The organism is Sporosarcina soli (genome assembly GCF_042655805.1).
Classification (GTDB): Bacteria; Bacillota; Bacilli; order Bacillales_A; family Planococcaceae; genus Sporosarcina; species Sporosarcina soli.
The window spans coordinates 13,751-30,892 of sequence record NZ_JBHSNO010000009.1 but is presented as its reverse complement, the minus strand read 5'-3'; the positions used below and the strand labels follow the sequence as shown (position 1 = coordinate 30,892).

At 45.5% G+C, this 17,142-nt stretch carries 16 protein-coding genes and 5 tRNA genes; 2 read left to right on the top strand and 19 right to left on the bottom strand.

The window, feature by feature from the left end; genetic code table 11:
- Positions 1 to 165: 165 nt before the first annotated feature.
- The 12 genes from glmM to ACFPRA_RS17695 all read right to left on the bottom strand — a co-directional run bounded on the left by glmM (position 166) and on the right by ACFPRA_RS17695 (position 9,314).
- Positions 166 to 1,515, bottom strand: a complete 1,350-nt coding sequence (gene glmM / locus ACFPRA_RS17750) for a phosphoglucosamine mutase (RefSeq protein ID WP_381437684.1) — start codon at positions 1,513 to 1,515, stop codon at positions 166 to 168.
- Positions 1,516 to 1,554: 39 nt separating this feature from the next.
- A complete protein-coding gene (locus ACFPRA_RS17745; RefSeq protein WP_381437681.1) occupies positions 1,555 to 2,835 on the bottom strand; it encodes a CdaR family protein in 1,281 nt (426 codons plus the stop codon).
- Positions 2,828 to 3,664, bottom strand: a complete 837-nt coding sequence (gene cdaA / locus ACFPRA_RS17740) for a diadenylate cyclase CdaA (RefSeq protein WP_381437678.1) — start codon at positions 3,662 to 3,664, stop codon at positions 2,828 to 2,830. Before cdaA ends, ACFPRA_RS17745 begins: the two co-directional genes overlap by 8 nt.
- Positions 3,665 to 3,759: 95 nt before the next feature.
- Positions 3,760 to 4,386: an anti-sigma factor family protein gene (locus ACFPRA_RS17735; protein ID WP_381437676.1), complete on the bottom strand. Its 627-nt coding sequence runs from the start codon at positions 4,384 to 4,386 to the stop codon at positions 3,760 to 3,762.
- A gap of 12 nt (positions 4,387 to 4,398) precedes the next feature.
- A complete protein-coding gene (sigW, locus tag ACFPRA_RS17730) occupies positions 4,399 to 4,962 on the bottom strand; it encodes an RNA polymerase sigma factor SigW (protein WP_239391657.1) in 564 nt (187 codons plus the stop codon).
- A 477-nt stretch (positions 4,963 to 5,439) separates the two neighbouring features.
- Positions 5,440 to 6,345, bottom strand: coding sequence for an arginase (gene rocF, locus ACFPRA_RS17725; protein WP_381437673.1), 906 nt, complete (start codon positions 6,343 to 6,345; stop codon positions 5,440 to 5,442).
- Positions 6,346 to 6,424: 79 nt separating this feature from the next.
- On the bottom strand, positions 6,425 to 8,158 hold the full coding sequence (locus ACFPRA_RS17720) for a putative bifunctional diguanylate cyclase/phosphodiesterase (RefSeq protein ID WP_381437670.1): 1,734 nt from the start codon (positions 8,156 to 8,158) through the stop codon (positions 6,425 to 6,427).
- A gap of 269 nt (positions 8,159 to 8,427) precedes the next feature.
- Positions 8,428 to 8,502: transfer RNA gene (locus ACFPRA_RS17715), tRNA-Gln, on the bottom strand.
- A gap of 229 nt (positions 8,503 to 8,731) precedes the next feature.
- Positions 8,732 to 8,813 (bottom strand) — tRNA-Tyr (locus tag ACFPRA_RS17710).
- 66 nt (positions 8,814 to 8,879) lie between these two features.
- Positions 8,880 to 8,954: transfer RNA gene (locus ACFPRA_RS17705), tRNA-Glu, on the bottom strand.
- A 205-nt stretch (positions 8,955 to 9,159) separates the two neighbouring features.
- Positions 9,160 to 9,236 (bottom strand) — tRNA-Thr (locus ACFPRA_RS17700).
- Positions 9,237 to 9,239: 3 nt separating this feature from the next.
- Positions 9,240 to 9,314, bottom strand: a tRNA-Asn gene (locus ACFPRA_RS17695).
- A 204-nt stretch (positions 9,315 to 9,518) separates the two neighbouring features.
- Here ACFPRA_RS17695 and ACFPRA_RS17690 point away from each other — a divergent pair.
- On the top strand, positions 9,519 to 10,181 hold the full coding sequence (locus ACFPRA_RS17690; protein WP_381437668.1) for a polysaccharide deacetylase family protein: 663 nt from the start codon (positions 9,519 to 9,521) through the stop codon (positions 10,179 to 10,181).
- A 237-nt stretch (positions 10,182 to 10,418) separates the two neighbouring features.
- Here ACFPRA_RS17690 and ACFPRA_RS17685 read toward each other — a convergent pair whose 3' ends face one another.
- A complete protein-coding gene (locus ACFPRA_RS17685) occupies positions 10,419 to 11,099 on the bottom strand; it encodes a KinB-signaling pathway activation protein (protein WP_381437666.1) in 681 nt (226 codons plus the stop codon).
- A gap of 143 nt (positions 11,100 to 11,242) precedes the next feature.
- Between ACFPRA_RS17685 and gerD the strand changes: the two genes are divergently transcribed.
- Positions 11,243 to 11,884: a spore germination lipoprotein GerD gene (gerD, locus tag ACFPRA_RS17680; protein ID WP_381437663.1), complete on the top strand. Its 642-nt coding sequence runs from the start codon at positions 11,243 to 11,245 to the stop codon at positions 11,882 to 11,884.
- A gap of 257 nt (positions 11,885 to 12,141) precedes the next feature.
- Here gerD and ACFPRA_RS17675 read toward each other — a convergent pair whose 3' ends face one another.
- The 6 genes from ACFPRA_RS17675 to modA all read right to left on the bottom strand — a co-directional run bounded on the left by ACFPRA_RS17675 (position 12,142) and on the right by modA (position 17,038).
- The gene (locus ACFPRA_RS17675; protein WP_381437661.1) at positions 12,142 to 13,197 is read right to left on the bottom strand and encodes an Mrp/NBP35 family ATP-binding protein; all 1,056 of its coding nucleotides are present in this window, start codon (positions 13,195 to 13,197) and stop codon (positions 12,142 to 12,144) included.
- Positions 13,198 to 13,276: 79 nt separating this feature from the next.
- Positions 13,277 to 13,990 (bottom strand): N-acetylmuramoyl-L-alanine amidase, encoded by a 714-nt coding sequence (locus tag ACFPRA_RS17670; RefSeq protein ID WP_381437658.1) that lies wholly within the window; start codon positions 13,988 to 13,990, stop codon positions 13,277 to 13,279.
- Between the two features lie 520 nt (positions 13,991 to 14,510).
- Positions 14,511 to 14,807, bottom strand: coding sequence for a rhodanese-like domain-containing protein (locus tag ACFPRA_RS17665; RefSeq protein WP_381437655.1), 297 nt, complete (start codon positions 14,805 to 14,807; stop codon positions 14,511 to 14,513).
- A 53-nt stretch (positions 14,808 to 14,860) separates the two neighbouring features.
- Complete coding sequence (locus tag ACFPRA_RS17660; protein ID WP_381437652.1) at positions 14,861 to 15,535, bottom strand: ATP-binding cassette domain-containing protein; 675 nt, start codon at positions 15,533 to 15,535, stop codon at positions 14,861 to 14,863.
- A 12-nt stretch (positions 15,536 to 15,547) separates the two neighbouring features.
- On the bottom strand, positions 15,548 to 16,237 hold the full coding sequence (gene modB, locus ACFPRA_RS17655) for a molybdate ABC transporter permease subunit (protein ID WP_381437650.1): 690 nt from the start codon (positions 16,235 to 16,237) through the stop codon (positions 15,548 to 15,550).
- Positions 16,238 to 16,252: 15 nt separating this feature from the next.
- Positions 16,253 to 17,038: a molybdate ABC transporter substrate-binding protein gene (gene modA / locus ACFPRA_RS17650; RefSeq protein ID WP_381437647.1), complete on the bottom strand. Its 786-nt coding sequence runs from the start codon at positions 17,036 to 17,038 to the stop codon at positions 16,253 to 16,255.
- Positions 17,039 to 17,142 lie beyond the last annotated feature (104 nt).

Genomic DNA, 17,142 nt, shown 5'->3' with positions numbered 1-17,142 from the left:
GATTGATGCATACTATGATCGCTGGAGTCACGCTTTGATCACCTACAATTGATTTTGAGCGCCTCAGCTGATTTTGAGCGCTTAACTATATAACACCCCATAGCCAAAGCTTATCCCCATAAAAAAACCGAAGATCCCCTGCTAAAGGGTTTCTTCGGTCACTTCTCAATCTATTCCCATCTCTTCTCTTACGATTTCGGCAATGCGTTCGACATGGCGTTGGCATTCTTCCTCTGTTGGGGCTTCTACCATGACGCGGACGAGTGGTTCTGTTCCAGATGGTCGAACGAGTACGCGTCCGTTGCCTGCCATTTCTTGCTCCACTTCGGCAATGACTGCTGCGACGCGGTTGTTATCAGTCACTGCGTGTTTATCTGATACTCGCACATTGACAAGTTGTTGAGGGTACACTGTCATCTCTGCAGCCAATTCGGATAGTTTCCGTCCTGTTTGCTTCATGATATTGACGAGTTGGAGACCCGTAAGCAGTCCGTCTCCAGTTGTATTATAGTCTAGGAAAACGATATGGCCGGATTGTTCGCCGCCTAGATTGAAATTGTTTTTCCGCATTTCTTCTACGACATAACGATCGCCGACAGCCGTTTTGACACTGCTCATACCCTGTTCAGAAAGTGCTTTGTAAAAGCCTAGATTGCTCATGATCGTTGAAACGATTGTGCCTGATTTCAAGCGGCCTTCCGCGTGAAGATGACGGCCAATGATGAACATGATCTGGTCACCATCCACCACGTTCCCATTTTCATCGACGGCTATGAGACGATCTCCATCTCCATCGAATGCTAAGCCGATATCAGCACCTTTTTCAACAACCAACTTACTTAAGCCTTCTGGATGAGTAGAGCCGACACCTTCATTGATATTCAAGCCATTCGGTGATGCCCCCATCGTCGTCAAATCTGCATCCAGATCCGCAAATACATGCGTAGCCAACGATGATGTTGCCCCATGCGCACAATCCAGCGCAACATGGATATTTGTAAACTCTTCATCGACTGTCTGCTTCAAGTATTGAATGTACTTATGGCCGCCTTCAAAATATTCGGTGACCGAACCAACAGCAGCTCCAACCGGACGTGGGAGCGTGTCTTCCTCGGCATTGAGCAATTGTTCAATTTCCTCTTCCTGCTCATCCGTCAATTTGTAACCATCTGCCCCAAAGAATTTGATGCCATTGTCTTCGACAGGATTATGCGAAGCCGATATCATCACGCCCGCATGTGCATTCATGACCCTTGTCAAATAAGCGACACCTGGTGTGCTGATGACGCCGAGCGTCATCACTTCAACACCGGTTGATAAAAGGCCAGCAATCAGTGCATTTTCTAACATATGACCGGAAATACGTGTATCTCGACCTACAAGGATCTGTGCTTTCCCTTCCGATTCTTTCGTTAAGACATGCCCACCAATTCTGCCCAATTTAAAAGCGAGTTCTGGTGTCAATTCCTTATTTGCAACTCCACGGACGCCATCCGTCCCGAAATACTTTGTCATTTCCATTCTCCTTTTCAAACCTGCACATTCAGTCGAATATCAGGCAAGTTCAATATGCATTATCGCCTCAGTGTCAGTTATTTTCCAACTGACATTTTGGGGTCCTTCTACTGAGATAGGAAGGTTTTGTTCTCCTTCGTCCGTTACACCGGATGCATCGACATAGATCACAAAATCCGTCTTTTCCAGCTTATCGATCACGTTCTGCTCAGCCGTAATCGTCAAATCTGTCATGCCATCTTCCGGTTTCTGAAACGAACCTTTAAACTTTTCGTCCAGTCCATTCACTTTCACTGGAATATCTTGAAATTCCTTCGTAGCGATTTGCTCTTCTTTTTCTGGTTCCTCAGGGGCGTTCACTTCCTCCATGTCCTCTTCGGACGAGGATGCGTTCACCTGCACTTTTATTTTGTCGAGGGACATCTTAGTGATGCCTTTCGGTTTCTTCAATGCGACTTCCAAGGTCATCTCTTGCTCCTTCACTTGCGAGAGATCTACATCGACTTCCAACTCTTTTATCTGATCCAATACTTTCTTGGGACCGAATAAAGTGATCACTTCCTCTTTGGTCGACACAGAATTGATCGTGACGTTCGATGTCGGGGCACCGCTCTTCTTTAGAACAATGGGTACCTCCTTATTGTATTCAGCAACCTCCACTTTGACGTTCACTTGCTCAGGGACAATGGTCACATTTAGCTTATTCAAGTCACGATCAAGAACCCTGACGCGTGCCTGTTGTTCAAATGTTTGATTAATCCCTTGTTCACCCGTCGCGGAAGCTTTTACAAAGCTGATTGCTTCAACGATACTTTTCGCGCCCGTCACTTCGATTGTGGAAGGCGTAACATCCATTTTAACGATATGGAAATCTTCCGCCAGCAATCGTTCATTAATTTCCGGATCGACGCGGAAGGAGCGTGTAATTTTCTCTTCGATCATGACGTCGATGGTCGCCGGGTCAATCCGTACATCTAATTTCTCCGATATATTTTCGGTTTGGAGACGGACCGTATGTTGTCCTAAAGTCAAATTCGATAAATCCGCCCGTACAGTGAAGTCTTTCAACAGCTTTGTTGATTGGACGAGATTCGTCGGTCCTTCAATGGTAATATTCACGGTTTCCGGAACGCCTGTGACAACGAGGTTTTCATTATCATAATAGACGTCTACAGGAACATCAGGAATGGCATCCACCGTGTCTCCGACAGCCTTTCCGACCAGTTTCTCATCCTCCGCTTTTACGGAGAAAAAAAGGATGAGCGCGAGAAATAGGGCGGTGAACCGAAGAAACCATGGGCTATCCATAAACTTATCCATTCTTTCTCCACCCCCACTTCCAAATCGAAGAATGCAACTGTTCAGGCGAAGAACCGAACCATGCCTTGCGCAACCGTACTTCGAATTCTTCCATGCTCAAGTTCCGACTGATGTCCCCGTTTGTAGTAATGCTAACTGCACCGGTTTCTTCCGACACGATGACCGTGACCGCATCCGTCACTTCACTCAGTCCGATAGCTGCCCGATGCCGCGTTCCGAGCTCCTTCGAGATAAATGGACTTTCGGAGAGCGGTAAATAACAGCCAGCGGCAGCAATCCGGTTTTTCTGAACAACCACAGCCCCGTCATGAAGCGGTGTATTCGGAATGAAGATATTGATGAGCAACTCTGATGTAAGTGTAGAATCCATCGGCGTCCCCGTTTCAATGTATTCACTCAATCCGGTTTCTTTTTCAATCGAGATCAGTGCCCCGATACGGCGTTTAGCCATATAACTGACCGATTTTGTAAAAGCTTCAATCAGCCGATCCCTTTGCTCTTCCTCCTGCATCGTCGAGCGGGCAAACAAACGGCCCCTTCCCAATTGCTCAAGCGCACGCCTCAACTCTGGCTGGAAGATGATAATAATGGCCAGAAAACCAAATGTCAACACTTGGTCCATCATCCAGAGAAGCGTCTTAAAACCAAAAAATCCGGTCAGAACGCGGGCGATAATGAGAACAAATATCCCTTTTAACAGCTGAACCGCTTTTGTCCCTTTAATAATCGTAATCAGCTTATAAAGAACAAACCAGACGAGCAGCACATCCACAATATTTATAAGCGCCTCGACCGGACTGAAATCTATAAAGCCTCCCCATTTGGGCATGTGCCTCGCCTACCTTCATCCATGAATTCGTATGTGAACAGTATAACATAAAAGCGACCCGCATCCGCAATTAGCAGATGCGACGGTCGCTTCATTCACTCATCCTCTTTATTAGGTGAAGAGAAGATGTTTTTTGCCGTGCTTTTCATCTTATACCAAATCCAATCAAAGACCTCGTCAATTTCTTCCGTCTTGCCGGTCACGATTGCCGTCGAGGCCATATACTTTTCCCCATGAATGACGGTGACATCACCATTTACTTCGCCTTCAATCCGCAGTATCCCATTTTTAACGACGACGTCCCCTTCCACCGTTTCACCCGCGGGAACAAGAACCGTTTGCCCTTCAACGATCAAATTGGGTTGCTTCGACACCGAAAACTGCTGATCGTTTCCATAGCTCGAAAAAAATGTTGCACTCATTAAAATCAAAAACATTGCCGCAGCCGATAGGAGTGGATGGCGCCGCAACCAACGTTGTATACCTGCTTGAGATTTTTCTTTTGGGAGGCGGGCCATGACACCTTCGACAAGGCCCGGAGGGGCTGTCACCGGCGCTGCACTCCCGATGAACGTAATGGCCTCCGTCAGCCCGTTCATGATTTCCTTACACTGCCCGCAACTATCTAAATGCTTTTTCAATTCACGCTCTTCTTCAAGGCTAATGTCGCCATCCAAATAGGAATGCATATAGTGAATAATTTGTTCCGGACACGTATTCATACTTCTTCCCTCCTACAAACTACCCATCTGTTTTCGCAAGGCTTCCCGACCACGATGGACCCGGGTCTTTACGGTCCCCAGCGGTAATTCCAAAATATCACCGATTTCTTGTAAAGGCAATTCCTCAATATACCTAAGAATAATGACAGAACGATATTTATCCGGGAGCCGGCCGATTTCGTATTGGATCCGTTCCTGCACTTCCATTCTTTCGACTTCTTCTTCCGGCAATTCACCGGCATCAGCAATTTGTGAGTACATATTCAGCCCTTCCGTACCTGGTACTTCCGCATCAAGGTAATAGTCTGGTTTCTTCTTTCGAATCCGATCAATACAGAGATTCGTCGCAATCCGGAATAACCAAGTTGAAAACTTCCGTTTCTGATCGAAAGTGTGAATATTAATATACGCACGGACAAAGGCTTCCTGTGCGATATCCTCCGCCTCCTGTGCATTGCTGAGCATCCTGTAGCAAACTTGGTACAGACGATGCTGAAAGAGGGTAACAATTTCTTCAAATGCATCCTGATTCCCTTTCAGGACTTCATTTATTCGTTTATTGACCAAATCATCCAATGCAGTTCACCCTCCGCTCTTATGCGGCTGTCCCTTCTATACGTTTGAAGGTGTCGACAGGTTTCATTTTTTTCGTTGATTTTATTTTAGCAGATTTGGTAGATAATTTCCTCCATCTATTTGGGAATATTTATCTTCATCCAGCAAATGGTTTTGTACTGAAAGCGAAGCGTCAGCTACATAAGATTACCGACTCTAGAGGAGGCGAGATGAATACGTTTTTGTTTTCTTTGCAAGGGACATGCTGAACGAAGATAAAGCCCCCGGCGGATGTCACAGATTTTGAAAGGAGTTAATTGTGCCTATCTAAGTGCCTTATTTTCTGCAAAAAACGCAGAAATACGGCAAATCAAACCCTTCGCTGTTCGATTCGCAATTCAAAATCTGGACGCAATTACGCCGAGGCGTAATTGATCCAAAAATGCCAAGCGGATAATCAATTCCCGCTTGGCTTTCCTGTATACAAATGGAATAGGCTCAAATCAATTTTTCCCCGAATAGTGAGCCCATTAAACCTACAGCTACATCTGCAGTTTTGTTTTTTTCATCCAAAATCGGATTGACTTCCACAAATTCGGCTGATGTGATCAAACCAGAATCTTCCAACATCTCCATCGCCAAGTGGCTTTCCCTATAGCTGATTCCACCTGGTACTGGCGTCCCAACGCCAGGCGTATATAACGGGTCCAACCCATCAAGGTCTAACGATAAGTGAACGCCATCCACAGAACGTAATTGTAAATAGGCGATCGCTTCCTCCATGACCGCTGTCATGCCATAGCGATCAATCTCATGCATCGTGAACACTTTAATGCCTTTCTCCCGAATCAATTGACGTTCCCCCGGATCCACGGAACGCGCTCCGATAATTACGATATTCTCAGGCTTTAATTTGACTTTAGCACTATGTAAATGTACCAGCCGATCATCTCCCATACCGATACTTACCGCAAGCGGCATTCCATGGATATTGCCAGAAGGTGATGTTTCGGCTGTATTTAAATCCGCATGTGCATCATACCAAATAGCACCTAAATTGCTGTAATGATCCGCCAGGCCGGCCAGCGTACCGATTGCGATGCTATGATCTCCCCCTAAAACGAGCGGAAAACGACCATCCTTGACAACTTCCGACACTTTCTGGGCAAGCGCCTTATTCGCTTTGATAACCTCATTCAAATTTTTCAGCTTTGAATCGTCATGATCACGATTTTCTGCAGCATCGACTCGAATATCTCCTTCGTCCAAAACACGATAGCCAATCGCTTCAAGTCTACCGACAACCCCAGCATAACGAATGGCACTCGGCCCCATATCTACACCCCTACGGTTTTGCCCCAGATCGAGCGGTACACCGATAATTGAAATTTGCATGTCTCCCATACGCCACTACCTCCCGTTTCTATGACTCTATTGTATGTCCACGAGAGTATTTGACTCAACCCAACAAATTTCTGAATATTTATTCGTTAACTTTCCATTTCCCCATGAATTTTTCACAGTTTGTAGCCGAGGTCGGTTTACTGTAATAATAGCCTTGTCCTTCCCGACACCCCAATTCATTCAGAACCTTCACTTGCTCCTCGCACTCGATACCTTCCGCAATGACATTAAGCCCAATCGTATTCGCCAACGTCACAATCGCTTTGATGATGGCACGACTTTCTTCGTTCACATGAATATCGTTCACAAAAGCCTTGTCAATTTTCACTGTATCGACCGGTAATTCCTTAATATAGCTAAACGTACTATAGCCCGTTCCAAAATCATCAATGGATACGGTGACACCCAACTCTCTCATTTGTTGCACCATTTCCTGTAGCCCCTCCCGATCCGCAAAGGCGCTCTCGGTCAATTCGATTTCGATGCTCTCTGGTGAAACGTTCGTTTCTTGCAAAATCTCTTTCATTTTGTCCAAAATTGTCGGTTCTTCCAACTGGACGGCAGACATATTAATGGCGATCCGAAGCGTTCGATATCCGCTTTCTTGCCATTTTTTCGCCTGACTACACGCCTCTCTCAATACCCATTCGCCGAGCGCCACAATATTTTTCGTCTCTTCCGCCATCGGGATGAATTTATCCGGGGGAATCATGCCTAAATCGGGATGATGCCATCGAACGAGCGCTTCAACACCGGTTAATGTCCCCGATTTCAAATTGAACTTCGGTTGGTATTCAAGATTAAAATGACCTTGCTGTATACTTTTCTTTAACTCATTTTCCAATAAAATGCGTTCCAACGTTTTCGTTGCAGATCCACGGCGATAGACTTCATACCCTCCACCGCCACGCGCCTTCGCCTCAGAAAGAGCCGTTTCCGCTTTCATCGATAACTCGGAATAATTTCTTGCGTGTTCCGGAAAAAGCGCGATGCCTATACTAAACGTTAACGTATGTAACTGTCCCATCACCTCTATCGGTTCCTCAAGGTAATGCTGAATCGCCTCTATCAATTCTTTAGCATGTGATTCGTCGCGAATATTTTTTAATAAAATCGCAAATTCATCACCAGAAAGCCTGGCAATGACATGTTGACCTTTCAAAAACTCCTTCAACCTTTTCGCAACCACAGATAAGATGAAGTCACCCGCCTCATAGCCAAGTGTATCGTTTACAAAGTGAAGCCGGTCGATATTCAAATGGACGAGCGCAAGATTCTCACCATGCCCATACGCATTTTCGATTTCACTATGCAATTGTTCACGAAAAGATAAACGATTAGGTAGTTGCGTCAATTGATCATTGTACGCAAGGTCTCGAATCATCCGCTCGGATTCCTTACGCTCCGTAATATCATATCGAATTGAAATATATTGATAAGGTTTTCCTTTCGCATTCAAAAAGGGAACGATTGTCGTATCTACCCAATAACGCGATCCATCCTTAGCCCGATTACAAATTTCGCCTCGCCACGTCTTTCCACGCCCAATGGTTGCCCACATCTCTTTAAAAAACGCAGGCGGATGTTGACCTGAATTTACAATACTATGGGTAGCCCCTATCAGTTCCTCTGCATTGTACTGGGAAATGGTCGTAAATAACTGATTCACATAGAAAATTTTTCCTCTTTGATCTGTGATCGCCACAATGGCAGATTGATCCAATGCAAAAACGACATCTTTCAACATTTTCTCCGGATTATAGACGCCCTGATTCCGGGCCAATTCCTCTATCATTCTATGATCTTCCTGCATACGATCATCTCTTTTCCAATAAATTATGTATATAGATTCCTCTTCATTCAATTGTTTTTGTAAGGAAAGTAAAGTGTCAGCTGCTCAGGTTGCTTCTAAATTTTGACACAAGTGGAATGAAGCTGAACCAATCAATACTAGTGTACAACAATAAGTACTGGACAACTATTCCAAATCAAATTTTAAGCAGAAAAAAACCCTTTTCAAGAAAAGGGTTTTGTCGAACTTATAGGTAAATTAACATGGTTTGGTAAAGCAAATGCAGAAAATGGCTGGGGTAGCTGGATTCGAACCAACGAATGACGGAGTCAAAGTCCGTTGCCTTACCGCTTGGCTATACCCCAATAATAAAATATGCTAAATGCTCATGAACACAGATCAATATGAAGTACAAAAGGTTATCGGAAGATGTAGTGATAAAGTTAAAGGGATAAAAAGAGATGATTTTTCCAATTCAATCATATAGAAAAATAAGGGAACCTCATCAAAACTAAGACGTTTGAATTCAGCTATGTGGATATTTCTTCAAAACGGTTGACGCTTCGAATAAAACATAAGAGAAAATGAAATAAATGGTGGGGGACGGATTCGAACCGCCGAACCCGGAGGGAGCGGATTTACAGTCCGCCGCGTTTAGCCACTTCGCTACCCCACCAAGATAAAATAATTACATAATATTTTCATACCGAAAACTTCTTCCGATATTCGGTTTAAAATAAAATGGTGACCCCTACGGGATTCGAACCCGTGTTACCGCCGTGAAAGGGCGGTGTCTTAACCGCTTGACCAAGGGGCCATTGTTAAAATTGCGATAAGCGGCGCATTACTGCGTCAACTTCGCTTGCACAGGATGTGCTGACTTCGACGTTGCGACAGGACGTCGCGACCTTAGTCAAAGTCCCTTTTAAAAGTCAGTCACGTACCTGAGTACGCTCCTTCCTTCTCTCAATCGTTTCCTTGTCCTGCTCGCTTCTCCCAATTTTAACGGGAGTACAAGCCTCTGGAGCTTCCAGCCGGGCTCGAACCGGCGACCTCTTCCTTACCATGGAAGCACTCTACCTAGCTGAGCTATGGAAGCAAATGGCTCCGCAGGTAGGATTCGAACCTACGACCGATCGGTTAACAGCCGATTGCTCTACCACTGAGCTACTGCGGAAAAATACTTAACTGACACTGTTGTCGTTTGATGACAAATATCATTATAACAAGAAAAAAATCTTTTTCAACACTTTTTTAAAAAAAGTTTTTCACTCGCAATAACGACTTCCTGACAGCGACTTTTACATAGTAACACGCGTTATGCATATTCGTCAACACCTTTTCATAAAGTAATATAGATTGTGTACAAGGGGGACAATAAATGCGTATCAGATTTGTCATCATTTTCATCATTTGCTGTGTGATCTTTGTGCTCTTTCCCCCATTGCCCAAGCAAAATCCGCTCACCGCCGTCTTCCGTATTACCGAGGATCCGGCAGTCATCGTACGCGGAACAAATGGATCGGCATTAACGGTGAATATTTCATTTGGTGATGTGGAGGTCGAGCAGTGGATCCAAGATTTAGCCAAGCCCTATCCACTACTATTTGTGGATATGGAATGGGTTGAACGCTTTCCGGAAACAGTTGAACTGATCAAAGATAAAAAAATCCCAGTTGGACTCCTCGGCAACGAAGGGAAGGATTACGAGCAAAATACCCCATTATTCGTCAATCAAATCGAACGTTTTGAACAAACTTTTGGCATGATGCCACTTTGGTTTCGAACAAAAGACGAAGTTTTCCCCCTTGCATTACATACGATGCTGTGGGAAGCCGAAATCAACGCCCTAGGTTCTTCCATCACCTGGCAGGGTGGTAACATTCCGCCTGTTCAAGAAGGGGAAATCCTTTCCATTCCCCATCACCGCGAAAATCGGATTGAATTCACCGAGTTAAAAAAATTATACGATAGCCGCACCTTCATCACGGTGGAGGAGATGTTGTTTCAACCAAAAGTGAAATTGAAGAAAATCCCTGAATGAAAAAACAACAAACCGGGCATCTGTATTAGGAGCCCGGTTTGTTGTTTTTCTTCATTCAGCGGAAACGTCCACCTCAATAGGTGACGGATGAATGCCGATTTGTTACCTGTTCAGCGGACGTCCAAACGCCCGCTGAAGGAAGATAAAGCCTCCGGCGGATGTCACAGATTTTGAAAGGAGTTAATTGAGCTTTGCTCAATTCAAAATCTGGACGCAATTACGCCGAGGCGTAATTGATTATTTCGCTTTTGCAGTCGCCGTTGCCTTTTTTCGCGCTTTTTTCCGCGCATCCAACTTCGCCTTATCTTCATCCGACTGCCGATTGTATTTCGGCAACATTAAAATTTGATAAGCGTTAACGGCAAGCAATGGGTAAAGTAAAATCGTCACCCATGAATCGATATTGCCGGAACGTACCATCAATGCAGGCAACCACTCCAGCGTTGTAATGACGATCATAAAAAACAAAGCCGAGATCAGCGTATGTTTTTTAGTCCATTTTGCTTTAAAATAAGCGGTGACAATCCCGACACCGACAAGCGAGACAAGAAGTAATAAATACAATATTGTGCGACTTGTATCCCCTGAAGTCAGACGGAATCTAAAGAAAATCAAGTCAAATAATACAAGTGAAATGATCAGCAGTTGAACCCAATTCCACAAAGTAAGTGTTTTAAACAAGTTAACACCGAATTGATGGACTGTTAAATACGCAAAGAAACCCATTTGTGCTACGACACTCATGGTAAATCCAAGGAATATCATCCAAAGAAACGCACCGATGAATTGCCAAGTTTCGCCACTCGATACATATTGAGAAAAGAACTCCCAACGAACGATCAATCCGACGATGGCTGTCGTAAGTCCTCCGATTAGTAGGGCATTAAAAAAGAATTTTATCCAATTTCGTATTGTCACGACGATAATCCTCCATCTTCTATTCCTTTCATTAGTGTAACAACGTTTTTGCAAAAAATCTATTTCATTCCTCGTTGGATGCATATTCTGCGCGATAATGTGAACAATAAATGAAAATGCTTATGGAAAGGAATCGGGTTTCCATGAAAAAAAAATGGTTGCACATATTGCTCCTTGTTTTTATTGTATCTGGTTGCGCACCGCAGCAATCCAATCCGACATATGATGAAACCAAAAAAATGATGACCGACGCATTGCAAACCGAAGAAGGAAAAAAAGCGATTCGACAAATGTTCGCCGATCCCGAATTCAAGGAAATGCTCATTTTGGAACAACCCGAAGTGAAAAAGTCGATTGAAGATACGTTGCTGTCAGACAAAGGCGAAGACTTTTGGAAAAAGACGTTTGAAGACCCGAAATTCACGGAATCCATTGCCAAAAGCATGAAAGAGCAACAACAAGAAATCATGAAACAGCTAATGGAGGACTCTTCCTTCCAAAAAAAATTGGAGGAATTTTTCAGTCAGCCCGATATGCAAAAACAGATGGAAACCGCCATGCAATCCGCCAACATGAAAGAACATCTTGAAAAAGTGGTGGAGGAAACGATCAGCAGCCCTTTACTGCAAACCAAATGGCAAGAGCTCATTTTAAAAGCAGGAAATGTTAAACCCGCTGAGGGCGGCGGTGGCGAAAGTGGTGGTAAGTCAGGCGAGCAGAACGGCGGAGGATCTGGTGGGGGAACTAGCGGTGGTGGCGGTGGTGGAAAAAGCGGCGGGGGCTAATCTCCCCCTCCGCTTTTTTCTATCTAGACTCCGGGCACCAGATACTCGGGTCATAAGCCGAACTGGCTGCGAGGAAAAGTACCTCTTCGCGATTCCGTCTTATGCCTGTCGCATCTAATCGGCGCCCTCCGCTTTTCTTTTGTCCAGACTCCAGCGCCTAGCTCACTGTGGAAAAGATGAAAGACCCAAAAGCCAAAAACCGGCTTCCGGGTCTTCCCCTATTTCCTTCGCGAGCTAACCAGGCGCTTGCGCTTTTCTTAGTTTGTTTTTTTGATGATGTTTTTAGCAATGTCCGTGTAAATCTGACCGATTGGATGATCTTCTGCATAAACGGATGGCGCAAAGTCCTCTTCATTCCAGTCCGGTTGCCCGAGTGGAATCTGCCCAAGCAAATCTGTTCTCAATTCTTGAGCGAGCTTCACGCCGCCGCCTTGGCCGAATACAAACTCACGCTCACCTGTCGTTTTCGCTTCGAACCATGACATGTTTTCGATCACACCGAGTAGCGTATGATCTGTTTGCAACGCCATCGCCCCAGCCCGTGCCGCGACGAAAGCTGCCGTCGGATGTGGTGTCGTGACAACAATTTCTTTCGACATCGGAATCATCTGATGGATATCAAGTGCAACGTCTCCTGTTCCCGGCGGTAAGTCAAGGAAAAGATAGTCCAGATCTCCCCACTCCACGTCACGGAAAAATTGATCCAGTGCTTTCCCGAGCATCGGACCACGCCATACAACCGGCGCATTGTCCTCAACAAAAAAGCCCATGGAAATCACTTTGACGCCAAAGCGTTCAACCGGAATAATCCGATCGCCGCGAATGACCGGCAATTCCGTAACGCCCATCATATCCGGCACACTGAATCCATAAATATCCGCGTCAATCAAACCGACTTTCTTCCCGAGTCGAGCAAGCGCAACAGCCAAGTTCACCGAAACCGTCGATTTGCCGACGCCGCCTTTTCCGGACGCGATCGAGATGAATTCCACTTTGCTCAATGGTGACAAAATGTCCTGTACTTCAGATTCCGTAGCTGTTCCACGGAATTGTTCTAACACTTCTTTCGGCAATTCTTCGAAACGAATCCCAACAGAATCCGCCCCCGCTGCCTTCAACTGTTCAACCACCTTCATCTGTAACGCCATTTGTTCAGCTGTATTGATTTTAGCGATGGCCAGCTTTACGCTTACGTGATTTTTCTCTTCTTTAATTGAAACTTCGGAAATGCCACTCGTTTCTGCAAGCGTTTTATGTAAAAACGGATCTTTCAACTGACCTAGTATTTCTCGTACTGTTTGTTCATTGATCAATTTAGACACTCCTCGGAGGTATATTCATTCACCCTCCAAGTATACCATAGTGAACATTCAGTGAATGCCCGAAGTGCTCTCACTTTTCTTCTGAAGTGTGATAATCAGTAATGCCTTCCAAAATGGCATCTGCCACTTTTCCGTGATAAGCGGGATCTGTCAATAAGGCACGTTCTTCAGGATTCGAGATAAACCCTGTTTCCACAAGAACAGCTGGCATCGGGACTTTCTTTAACAAGTAAACGCCTTTGATCGCCATGGCGACACGATCCGTATTTTTCAAGTTCCCCCGGAATGATTCCTGAATGGACTTCGCCAAAAATTCACCATTCGGATCTCCCTCTGGATGATAAAACACTTGCGCCCCCCGCCATTTATCTTGCGGAATCGAGTTGACATGCACGCTAATAAACATATCCGGATTCTCATCAACAGCAATGGTTTCCCGTAATTTCAAATCGGCCATTTTCCGTTCACGTGTCGTTCCGAATGTTTCCTTCGGGGCATGTTCGGCTAAAGCATCCCCCTCCTTCGTACGCGTCATAATAACCGTCGCCCCTTTTTTCTCCAGCCGTTTCCTCAGTTCATGCGAAATGCTCAACGTAATGTCCCGCTCAACAACCTCCCCCGCTGATGCCCCTCCATCTAAGCCCCCATGCCCGGGATCAATAACGATTTTCACGCCCCCTAACTCCTCCGGCATAAAAAAGGCCCGGTCCGACGCATTTACCCCGTACATTACGATCCCTAATGAACATATAAAAAGTACACAGATCACTAACCAACGTTTCACTTGGACACCCCTTTTTCATTCACTATACGCCGAGGTGGCAAAAGATATGTCCTACTTGAAAATAAGATTCTTCGAGGATTGTCGAGTGTTCGAGAGTGGGGTTGAGCGTTTGAGCAGCGCTTTGATCACTTGAGGCGGGGGTTGAGTGTTTGAGCGAGACTTTGATCACTTAATGCGAGGGGTGAGCGCGTGAACGAGGCTTTGATCACTTGAGGCGAAGGTTGAGCGCGTGAACGAGGCTTTGATCACTTGAGGCGAAGGTTGAGCGCGTGAACGAGGCTTTGATCACTTAATGCGAGGGTTGAGCGCATGAACGAGGCTTTGATCACTTAATGCGAGGGTTGAGCGCGTGAACGAGGCTTTGATCACTTGATGTGGGGGTTAAGCGTTTGAGCAGCGCTTTGATCACTTGAGGCGGGGATTGAGCGCTTAATGGAATCTTTGATCACCTTAGCGTTACTTTGAGCGCCGACTTGAATAACAAAAAGGACCCTTGAAAAAGGTCCTTTCCGCTACTGATTTATTCTGTTGCGCCTTCCCATGCCAGCATGCCGCCGACCATGTTCGTGACATCGTATCCTTCTTCTGTCAGAAAATCCGTCGCACGTCCGCTGCGTCCGCCGGAGCGGCATATGAAGATATAAGGCTTCGATTTGTCCAACTCATCCAGACGTGCTGGGACTTCCCCTAACGGGATATGGATGGCACCTGGAATGATCCCTTCTGCTACCTCATCCGCCTCACGCACGTCGACAAGATGAAGTGTCTCACCTTTTTCCAATCGCTCTTGTACTTCAGTTGTTGTGATTTCTTTCATCGAAACCCCTCCTCACTTTACTCTTTTTTACTTTACCATAGAAACCTCAACATTCAGTATAAAAGTGCAAGCTTATCTACAGTATTATCTACGACTTTGTCTATCATCCCTTTTTTCAAAAATAGCAGGGTATCTCCGAGTTTCTCCGCCTCATCCATATCATGCGTCACGATAATAAATGGGATTTTCCACATCTTGTGGATTCGTAACAATTCATCCTGACATTCCAGACGCGTTTCCCGATCTAAGGCGGATAAGGGCTCATCCAACAACAGCACAGCAGGCTCCGTCGCCAATGCGCGTGCCAATGCGACTCTCTGCTTTTCGCCACCCGAAATTTGGTGCGGATACTTCGCTGTTAAATGGCCGATTCCGAGCACGTCGACCAGTTGCTCGACTCTCCCTATCGCCGCCTTGTCCTTTTTATCCTTGATGCCATAGAAGATATTTTTCTCGACCGTCATATGCGGGAAAAGCGCATAGTCTTGGAATAAATACCCGACGTCCCTTTTCTGAGGTGGGAGGGATTTTCCTTTTCCTTGAAAGTAGAGCTGGTCGTTTAATCTGACCGAGCCTTCATCTGGATTGTCTAAACCGGCAATAACATTCAAAATCGTCGTTTTCCCTGATCCCGAAGGCCCGACCAGTACAAGAATTTCATCGGTCGCTTGTAAGTGTATATCCATTGCAAAATGCGCCAGTTCTTTTTTAATGTGAACTTCCAGCATTCGATCACCCTCTTATAGCTGTTCATTTCTATAGCGTTGCATGTTGCGCCTACTCCACCAATTGAGCCACATGATCGTACTGAAGCCGAGTGCGACGATGATTACGACCCAAAACGTCGCTTTTTCCATATGACCCGATTCCACCGCAAAATAGATGGCCATCGGAATCGTATCCGTTTTTCCTGGAATATAGCCCGCCAGCATTAATGTCGCGCCAAACTCACCAAGTCCTCGCGCAAAAGAAAGAACCAATCCTGCAAGCAAGCCCGGCCATGCTAAAGGAAAAGTGACCGTCCGGAACACTTTCCATTCTGACGCCCCCATCGTCCGAGCCGCATTTTCTAGTCGCACATCCAAGTTTTGAAAAGCTGCGCTTGCACTTTGGTACATCAAAGGGAACGAAACGACAATGGACGCGATAACCGCCCCAATCCAAGTAAATACGACTTGAAAATCGAACCACTCCAACAACCAACTCCCGATCCATCCCTTTTTCCCGAAGAGAATGAGCAAACCGAAACCGACAACCGTCGGAGGCAACACAAGTGGCAATAAAAACAAAGACTCTACAATACTTTTACCGAAAAACTGCTTCCGGGCAAATAAATGCGCAAAAAAAGCACCCGCAATGAACACGAAAACCGTCGAGATACCCGCTACTTTCAACGATAGGATTAACGGTGTATAATCAGTTGACTGCACGAGTATCCCCCCTACTTATTGAAAGCCGAACCGCTTCAAAATTTCTTGTCCTTTTTCACTCGTTAAAAATGTTAAAAATGCTTTTGCTTCTTCAGAATGCTTACTGTCCGCCACAACCGCACCAGGATAAACAATCGGTCCATGCCATTCTGCACTCGCTGGGGCCAACACCTTCACCTGATTTGAAATTTTCGCGTCGCTCGAATAGACAACACCCAAATCAGCATTGCCCATTGCAACATGCGTCAGCACTTGGCGAACATCCGAACCTAATACGACCTTACTCTGCAAAGGCTCCCATAAGTCAAGATGCGCCAACACTTCTTTTGTATAGCGCCCCACCGGCACACTTTCCGGCTCCCCTATCGCAAAGTGTGCAATACTCGCCGGATCGATCGCTTCGAACGAATCTACCGATAAAGTGGAATCCTTCTCCGCAATGAGCACCAACTCATTCGTCGCGAAGTTGACATGCGTCGCCTCATCGATCAGCTTTTCATCCTGCAATTTATCCATGTCTTTTGTGCTTGCGGATAAAAATATATCCGACGGTGCACCTTGTTCAATCTGTTGCACCAATTTTCCTGAACTTGCAAAGTTAAACGTTAACGCAATATCCGGATATTCATCTTCAAATGATGCTTTCATCTCTTCTAAAGCATCCGTCAAACTTGCCGCAGCCGACACCATCAACTCAATGGGTTGCTCTGACGCACCCGAAGTCGCTTGTTTATCATTCGTGCACCCCACCACTATGAGCAAAACCCATAAACTAACAACGTACAGCCATCCCCTTTTCATCCATAACACCCCACTTATTACTAGGTCTTAATCTTAATCATGACGATTGTACCGTTACTTTTCAAGGACCAAAAGGGTAAAAAATAATCCATGGGGGAATCTTC

What these genes read in the sequence shown, in the direction of transcription:
- glmM (WP_381437684.1), bottom strand. Translation starts at nt 1,515, where the DNA reads ATGACAAAGTATTTCGGGACGGATGGCGTCCGTGGAGTTGCAAATAAG.
- ACFPRA_RS17745 (WP_381437681.1), bottom strand. Translation starts at nt 2,835, where the DNA reads ATGGATAAGTTTATGGATAGCCCATGGTTTCTTCGGTTCACCGCCCTA.
- cdaA (WP_381437678.1), bottom strand. Translation starts at nt 3,664, where the DNA reads ATGCCCAAATGGGGAGGCTTTATAGATTTCAGTCCGGTCGAGGCGCTT.
- ACFPRA_RS17735 (WP_381437676.1), bottom strand. Translation starts at nt 4,386, where the DNA reads ATGAATACGTGTCCGGAACAAATTATTCACTATATGCATTCCTATTTG.
- rocF (WP_381437673.1), bottom strand. Translation starts at nt 6,345, where the DNA reads ATGGGAGACATGCAAATTTCAATTATCGGTGTACCGCTCGATCTGGGG.
- ACFPRA_RS17720 (WP_381437670.1), bottom strand. Translation starts at nt 8,158, where the DNA reads ATGCAGGAAGATCATAGAATGATAGAGGAATTGGCCCGGAATCAGGGC.
- ACFPRA_RS17690 (WP_381437668.1), top strand. Translation starts at nt 9,519, where the DNA reads ATGCGTATCAGATTTGTCATCATTTTCATCATTTGCTGTGTGATCTTT.
- gerD (WP_381437663.1), top strand. Translation starts at nt 11,243, where the DNA reads ATGAAAAAAAAATGGTTGCACATATTGCTCCTTGTTTTTATTGTATCT.
- ACFPRA_RS17665 (WP_381437655.1), bottom strand. Translation starts at nt 14,807, where the DNA reads ATGAAAGAAATCACAACAACTGAAGTACAAGAGCGATTGGAAAAAGGT.
- ACFPRA_RS17660 (WP_381437652.1), bottom strand. Translation starts at nt 15,535, where the DNA reads ATGCTGGAAGTTCACATTAAAAAAGAACTGGCGCATTTTGCAATGGAT.
- modA (WP_381437647.1), bottom strand. Translation starts at nt 17,038, where the DNA reads ATGAAAAGGGGATGGCTGTACGTTGTTAGTTTATGGGTTTTGCTCATA.